We start from the raw sequence: 6,207 nt of genomic DNA, 5'->3' as shown, positions 1-6,207 counted from the left end.
AGTGAAACCAACCGATGAAAGCAAGAAGTTTTTCGCTTCTGTCTTCCGTGAAACCGTGAGGATCAAGACCCCCGCAGCCCCGTCGGCCAGCCCGTTTCCGAGCGAGGCGGCTCTATACGTAGACCCCGTTTTGTCCGCAACCAGATTCTGACAGGACCGCGAAACTTTCTCAAAGAGTCACGGTCAGCCAGCGGCGGAACACACCGTCAGCCCGCTATGTAAGCCGGCAGGTTCCAGGCAACTCGGCTGCCTCAGGCCCCGCCCAAACGGGACATCAACTCCGGGTCCTGCTCGGAAGCCGTGACCTCGTTGTCGAACGTGAGCTGGGCCTGGGATACATCCGTGAAGGTCAACGGCTCCTCCAGGCGCAGGCTTGAGACGGCGTAGTCTTCGCCCCTCTGTTCGAGAACGACGCCGCTGCGGGCGTGAAGGATACGGGCGTCCGTGGTCATGAGTCTGTTCTCCGCTTGGATGGAGAACGCGCCAATCGCCGAAAAGGGTCGCTCTCAGTCGCCGGAGAGGATTTCGGCGATTCTTGCGCCCAGCGCCTCGTCATGCAGACCATCGACGGCAACCATCTTCGACCGGGACTGGCCGCCGCGCACCACAGTCACCGACGATTTCGACACGCCGAGGCTCTTGGCCAGCAGTCGGATCACGGCGTCATTGGCCTCTCCATCTATGGGACGGCCGCGCACGCGCACCTTGAGCACACGCCGTCCCTCGGCGTCCGCCTCCCAGCCCTCGATGCGATCCACCGCCGCGCCGGGCTGCAGCCTTATGGGCAGGTTCGCCATCCGATCCTCTACGGGCAAGAAAAAGGGCGCGGCTCCGTTAGAAGCCGCGCCCTAGCATATTGGTCTAACCGAGACTCAGCCCAGGGCCGTCATCAGTTCCGGCACGATGGTCTTGTAGTCGCCGACCAGGCCGTAATCCGCGACCTGGAAGATCGGGGCGTCGGGGTCCTTGTTGATGGCGACAATGGTCTTGGAGTCCTTCATCCCCGCCAGGTGCTGGATGGCGCCCGAAATGCCGATGGCGATGTACAGGGCCGGGGCCACCACCTTGCCGGTCTGGCCGACCTGATAGTCGTTGGGGGCGTAGCCGGCATCCACCGCCGCGCGCGAGGCGCCGATGGCGGCGCCCAGCTTGTCGGCGAGGGGCTCCAGCACCGCATGGAACTCGTCCGCCGAGCCCAGGGCGCGACCGCCCGAGACCACGATCTTGGCGGCGCCCAGGTCCGGGCGGTCCGACTTGACCATTTCCTCGGAGACGAAGGCCGTCTTGGTCGCCTCGGCGCCGGCGACGCTCTCGACGGGGGCCGAACCGCCTTCAGCGGCGGCGGCGAAGGCGGTCGGACGCACGGTGATCACCTTCTTGGCGTCGGCCGACTGGACCGTCTCCAGGGCGTTGCCGGCATAGATCGGCCGCACGAACGTATCGGCCGACACCACCTCGATGATGTCCGAGATCGGAGCGACGTCCAGCTTGGCGGCGATCCGGGGCGCGAAATTCTTCCCGTCGGTCGAGGCCGGCGTCAGGATGGCGTCGTAGCCGGCGGCCAGGGGCGTGACGGTGTCCGTGACCGCCTCGGCCAGGCCGTGGCCCAGGCCGCCGCTCTCGGCCAGCAGCACCTTGCGGACGCCGGCGATTTTCGAAGCCGCATCAGCAGCGGCCTGCGCGCCCTGCCCGACGACCAGAACGTCCACGTCGGACGACAGGCCCAGCGCGGCGGTCACGGTCTTGTGGGTGGTGTCGCGAACGGTCGAACCGTCGTGATCGGCGATGACGAGGACAGCCATATTACAGCGCTCCCACGGACTTGAGCTTGGAAACCAGTTCGGCCGCATCGGCCACCTTGACGCCGGCCGACCGCTTGGGCGGCTCGGTGACCTTCAGGACCTTCAGACGGTCGGCGACATCGACGCCATAGTCGGCGACCGCCTTGACGGCGATCTCCTTCTTCTTGGCCTTCATGATGTTGGGCAGGGAGGCGTAGCGCGGCGTGTTCAGCCGCAGGTCCACCGTCACCACCGCCGGCAGGTCGGCGGCCAGGGTCTGCAGACCACCGTCGACCTCGCGCGTCACGGTCGCCTTGCCGCCTTCGATGACCAGCTTGCCGGCGAAGGTCGCCTGGGGCCAGTCCAGCAGGGCGGCCAGCATCTGACCCACCGCATTATTGTCGCCGTCGATGGACTGTTTGCCCATCAGGACCAGGTCGGGCTTTTCTTCCTCGACCACCGCCTTCAGCAGCTTGGCGACCGCCAGCGGCTCCAGGTCCGCATCCGACTGGATCAGGATGCCCCGATCCGCGCCCATGGCCAAGGCGGTGCGGATGGTTTCCTGGGCCTGGGTCACGCCGATGGAGACCACGACGATCTCGGTCGCGGTGCCGGCGGCGTGATGTTCCTTGCCTTCCTTCAGACGAACCGCCTCTTCGACGGCGATCTCGTCGAAGGGATTCATGCTCATCTTGACGTTGGCCAGATCGACGCCTGACTGGTCCGCCTTCACGCGGGCCTTGACGTTATAGTCGATCACCCGTTTGACGGGGACGAGTACCTTCATGGGTCTATCCGTGAAATCGCCTGAATGTGAGGGCAGGACATGGAGCGGTCGCGAAGGCCTGTCAACGTAACGCGGGGTCAAGCTGTGGCTGCGACCCTCACCCAACGGACCACGAGATGAAGCGTTTCCTGACCTTTCCCCGCCTGGCGATGATTTTCTTCGCCCTGTTCGGCGTCGCCACCGTGGGGATTTTCATCCTGCAGGATTATTGGGTCGCGCCGGGCAAGCGCTGCGAGGCGGCAGGCAAGTGGTACGACATGGAGAGCCGTATCTGCGCCCAGCCCATCTCCATCGCCCAGATCACGGGCCGGCCCAACGGCGTTTCGCGCGAGGAAGCCTCGGCCGAAAAGAACCGCGAACTGGTCCGCATCGAGAACGAGCTTGCTGCCCAGGACCGCGCCCGCGCCGTCGAGGTCGAACGCCAGAAGGCGGCCTTGGCCGCAGCACGGCCGGCGGCCTAAAGTCTAGCGCGTCGCGCCCGGTTTCCACTTCACATCGCTGGCGCCGTTCGCATTGGCGCGTCGGCTCGCCACGAACAGATGGTCCGACAGGCGGTTCAGATATTTGACCGCCTCGACATTCACCGCCTCGCCGCTTTCGACCAGTCGCACGGCTTCGCGTTCCGCCCGGCGGCAAACGGTGCGCGCCACATGCAGATGGGCCGACAGCGGGGCGCCGCCCGGCAGGATAAAGCTGTCGAGCGCCTTGAGGCTCTCGTTCATCCAGTCGATTTCCTGCTCCAGCCGCGCCACCTGCGTCTCGATGATGCGCAAGGCCTCCCAGGCCGGGGGCGGATCCAGCGGCGTGGCCAGGTCGGCGCCCAGGTCGAACAGCTCGTTCTGGATACGGCCAAGCATGGCGTCGATGCGGTCGTTCTGGCCGCTGTTCAGCCGCGCCACGCCGATCACGGCGTTCAGTTCATCCACCGCGCCATAGGCCTCGACACGGGCGTCGCTCTTGGACACCGGCGCGCCCGACGCCAGCCGCGTCCGTCCGTCATCGCCCGTCCGGGTATAGATCTTGTTCAGCGTCACCATGATCAGGCTCCCTTCGTCGCCTTCCACATCATGCCGACGACCAACAGAAGAACCGCGAGCGCTTGAAGCCCGACCCGCAATCGCATCAGCTTGTTGGAGTTGGTCCGCGCATAGTCCCCGCCCCGGAACAGGGAATAAAGGCCGAACCCCAGGGTGACTGTCACGGCGGCGATGGCGACGATGATCAGGATGTCGAAGATCTGCATGCCGTCGTTCTAGACCCGGATCACCGTCACACGCCAGCGGCGCTCCATCACAGCCTGTGGCGATACGGCGGCGCTTGCGACGGATGGGCGCACCCCCCTTGGAGTCCTGTTGCGAATGATGTTGAGAGGCGCTCGCAAGTATTAGGGGCTAATCTGAATATGACCTTCTCGACCCGCGCACGCCTGCTGGCCGGCGCTTCCTGCGTTTTCGGCCTGACCTCGGGCGCCGCTTTGGCGGAGACCCTTCAGCCGGTCACGCCCGGACAGGCGACGCAGACGGCCGAGCTGGGCGAGATCGTGGTCACCGCCTCAGGCTTCGAACAGCGGATCAGCCAGGCCCCCGCCTCGATCAGCGTCATTCCCCGCGCCGAAATCGAGGAAGTCCGCGCCGTCTCGCTCGCAGAGATCCTGAACAATCTCGAAGGCGTCGATACCGGCGCCGCCGTCGGTAAGACGGGCGGCCAGACCATCAACATCCGGGGCATGGGCTCGGACTACACCCTGATCCTGATCGACGGCCGCCGCCAGAACACGGCCGGCAGCGTGACCCCCAACGGTTTCGGCGAAACCTCGACCAGCTTCCTGCCCCCCGTCTCGGCCATCGAACGGGTCGAGGTCGTGCGCGGCCCCGTCTCGACCCTCTACGGCTCCGACGCCATGGGCGGGGTGGTCAACATCATCACGCGCAAGATCGGTGACGAATGGCACGGCTCGGCCAGCGCCCATTACACGATCCAGGGCGATGACGAGTTCGGCCCGATCCGCGGCGGGGACGTCTATCTGGCCGGCCCGCTGATCAAGGACCGGGTCGGCGTCTCGCTCCGCGGCTCGCGTTCGGAGCGTGAGCAGTCGCGCCTGACGTTCGAAAACGTCGCCGGCGTGCAAACCCCGGTCACAGGTTTCGGCCGCAGTTCCACCGCCAACGAAATCTGGTCCGCCGGCGCCCGCCTGGCCTTCAACCTGCACGCCGACCACGACCTGTGGATCGACGCCGACGTCGGCCGCCAGTGGTACGACAACTCCAAGGGCCAAATGGGCACCGCCACCACCGCAGGCGGCTATGACAAGTTCCTGGAGTTCAATCGCGACCAGATCGCCATCGCCCATAACTGGCGCCTGCCGTTCGGCACGCTGGAATCCAACTATTCGATCGCAACGACCGAAACCAAGGGCCGGATCATCCCCAACGGCGTCGCCGGCGCCGGCAACCCGCGCGACCTAACGAGCGAGAACCGCATCTTCGACACCAAGCTGTTCTCGCAATGGCGAAACCACACCTTCACCGTCGGCGGCCAGCACTGGGAAGCCGAGATGACGGACGACGTGGTCTCCGGCACGTTCAACCACACCCAGTGGGCCGTCTTCGCAGAGGACGAATGGCGGTTCACCGATACTCTGGCCCTGACGGTCGGCGCCCGTCACGACGACCACTCGACCTTCGGCTCGCACTTCAGCCCGCGCGCCTATCTGGTCTGGAACCCGACCGATGTCTGGACCGTCAAGGGCGGCGTCAGCCAAGGCTTCAAGACCCCGCGCCTGGAACAACTTGCATCGGGCATCAACGGTTTTGGCCAGCAAGGCCGTCTGCCGCTGCTCGGCACCCCCACTTTGATGCCGGAAACCTCGACCTCGACCGAGTTCGCCGTCCTGTATGACGATCATGAGCGCCTGCGTGCGGGCGTCACCGTCTTTCATAACCAGTTCGACGACAAGATCGCCTCCGGCGTGCCAATCGCCAACTGCACCTTCGGCCTGACCCAGGCGCAGTTCGCTACCGGCACATACAACAAGACGGGCTGCGCCGATGTCGGCTTCTGGCCGACCTTCGCCACCTTCGGCCAGAGCGTGAACATCGACGAGGCGGTCACGCAAGGCGTCGAGGCCACCGCCCGCTTCAGCTTCAACGACGCCTGGACGCTTCAGGGCAACTACACCTTCACCGACAGCGAGCAGAAGTCGGGCGCCGCCGCCGGCCAGCCCCTGACCGATACGCCCGAGCATATGGTAAACGCCAACCTGCGCTGGAACGCCACCGACCGGATGAACCTGTGGCTGCGTGGCGAATACCGTTCGGCGCGCTATCGCGGGGCCGGCGAGGCCCAGACGGCGCTGGGCGACTATGAGGCCTACAGCCTGTTCCACCTCGGCGGCGCCTACCGCATCGACGACAATCTGACGGTCAATGCGGTCGTCTACAACCTGTTCGACAAGGACTTCGTCAGCCTGCTGCCCTACGGCGCGCCCGTCGCCTATGCGCCGGAGTTCGCCAACAATCAGGAGCCGCGTCGCCTGTGGGTCTCGGTCACGGCCGCCTTCTGACCCTAGAGCTGAAAATCATCGATGGGGGCCGCTTCGGCGACCCCCGTTCTTTTTTGCGCCAAGCTAAGCCATTTGGT

8 protein-coding genes are annotated in these 6,207 nt (G+C 65.5%); 2 read left to right on the top strand and 6 right to left on the bottom strand.

Annotated elements, in window-relative coordinates; genetic code table 11:
• Positions 1 to 251 precede the first annotated feature (251 nt).
• From ACP7BH_RS17060 to ACP7BH_RS17045, 4 genes are all read right to left on the bottom strand, one after another.
• Positions 252 to 452, bottom strand: coding sequence for a hypothetical protein (locus tag ACP7BH_RS17060; RefSeq protein ID WP_425987058.1), 201 nt, complete (start codon positions 450 to 452; stop codon positions 252 to 254).
• A gap of 54 nt (positions 453 to 506) precedes the next feature.
• Positions 507 to 797, bottom strand: a complete 291-nt coding sequence (locus ACP7BH_RS17055; protein WP_425987057.1) for a DUF167 domain-containing protein — start codon at positions 795 to 797, stop codon at positions 507 to 509.
• Between the two features lie 75 nt (positions 798 to 872).
• Complete coding sequence (locus tag ACP7BH_RS17050) at positions 873 to 1,802, bottom strand: electron transfer flavoprotein subunit alpha/FixB family protein (protein WP_425987056.1); 930 nt, start codon at positions 1,800 to 1,802, stop codon at positions 873 to 875.
• A 1-nt stretch (position 1,803) separates the two neighbouring features.
• Complete coding sequence (locus tag ACP7BH_RS17045; RefSeq protein WP_267514885.1) at positions 1,804 to 2,568, bottom strand: electron transfer flavoprotein subunit beta/FixA family protein; 765 nt, start codon at positions 2,566 to 2,568, stop codon at positions 1,804 to 1,806.
• 116 nt (positions 2,569 to 2,684) lie between these two features.
• Between ACP7BH_RS17045 and ACP7BH_RS17040 the strand changes: the two genes are divergently transcribed.
• Complete coding sequence (locus ACP7BH_RS17040) at positions 2,685 to 3,029, top strand: hypothetical protein (protein WP_135194355.1); 345 nt, start codon at positions 2,685 to 2,687, stop codon at positions 3,027 to 3,029.
• 3 nt (positions 3,030 to 3,032) lie between these two features.
• Here ACP7BH_RS17040 and ACP7BH_RS17035 read toward each other — a convergent pair whose 3' ends face one another.
• Both ACP7BH_RS17035 and ACP7BH_RS17030 read right to left on the bottom strand, forming a co-directional pair.
• Positions 3,033 to 3,605, bottom strand: coding sequence for a cob(I)yrinic acid a,c-diamide adenosyltransferase (locus tag ACP7BH_RS17035; RefSeq protein WP_425987054.1), 573 nt, complete (start codon positions 3,603 to 3,605; stop codon positions 3,033 to 3,035).
• 2 nt (positions 3,606 to 3,607) lie between these two features.
• Positions 3,608 to 3,811, bottom strand: coding sequence for a twin transmembrane helix small protein (locus ACP7BH_RS17030; RefSeq protein WP_425987053.1), 204 nt, complete (start codon positions 3,809 to 3,811; stop codon positions 3,608 to 3,610).
• 159 nt (positions 3,812 to 3,970) lie between these two features.
• On the opposite strand from ACP7BH_RS17030, the gene ACP7BH_RS17025 reads away from it, so the two are divergent.
• A complete protein-coding gene (locus ACP7BH_RS17025) occupies positions 3,971 to 6,130 on the top strand; it encodes a TonB-dependent receptor domain-containing protein (protein WP_425987052.1) in 2,160 nt (719 codons plus the stop codon).
• Positions 6,131 to 6,207 lie beyond the last annotated feature (77 nt).

It is taken from the genome of Brevundimonas sp. TWP2-1, from assembly GCF_049897645.1.
Classification (GTDB): Bacteria; Pseudomonadota; Alphaproteobacteria; order Caulobacterales; family Caulobacteraceae; genus Brevundimonas.
The sequence above is the reverse complement of the archived record's forward strand: the minus strand, read 5'-3'. Positions and strand labels throughout refer to the sequence as shown.

Coding starts and splice junctions, on each gene's coding strand:
- ACP7BH_RS17025 (WP_425987052.1), top strand. CDS start 3,971: ATGACCTTCTCGACCCGCGCACGCCTGCTGGCCGGCGCTTCCTGCGTT.
- ACP7BH_RS17050 (WP_425987056.1), bottom strand. CDS start 1,802: ATGGCTGTCCTCGTCATCGCCGATCACGACGGTTCGACCGTTCGCGAC.
- ACP7BH_RS17055 (WP_425987057.1), bottom strand. CDS start 797: ATGGCGAACCTGCCCATAAGGCTGCAGCCCGGCGCGGCGGTGGATCGC.
- ACP7BH_RS17040 (WP_135194355.1), top strand. CDS start 2,685: ATGAAGCGTTTCCTGACCTTTCCCCGCCTGGCGATGATTTTCTTCGCC.
- ACP7BH_RS17060 (WP_425987058.1), bottom strand. CDS start 452: ATGACCACGGACGCCCGTATCCTTCACGCCCGCAGCGGCGTCGTTCTC.
- ACP7BH_RS17035 (WP_425987054.1), bottom strand. CDS start 3,605: ATGGTGACGCTGAACAAGATCTATACCCGGACGGGCGATGACGGACGG.
- ACP7BH_RS17045 (WP_267514885.1), bottom strand. CDS start 2,568: ATGAAGGTACTCGTCCCCGTCAAACGGGTGATCGACTATAACGTCAAG.
- ACP7BH_RS17030 (WP_425987053.1), bottom strand. CDS start 3,811: ATGCAGATCTTCGACATCCTGATCATCGTCGCCATCGCCGCCGTGACA.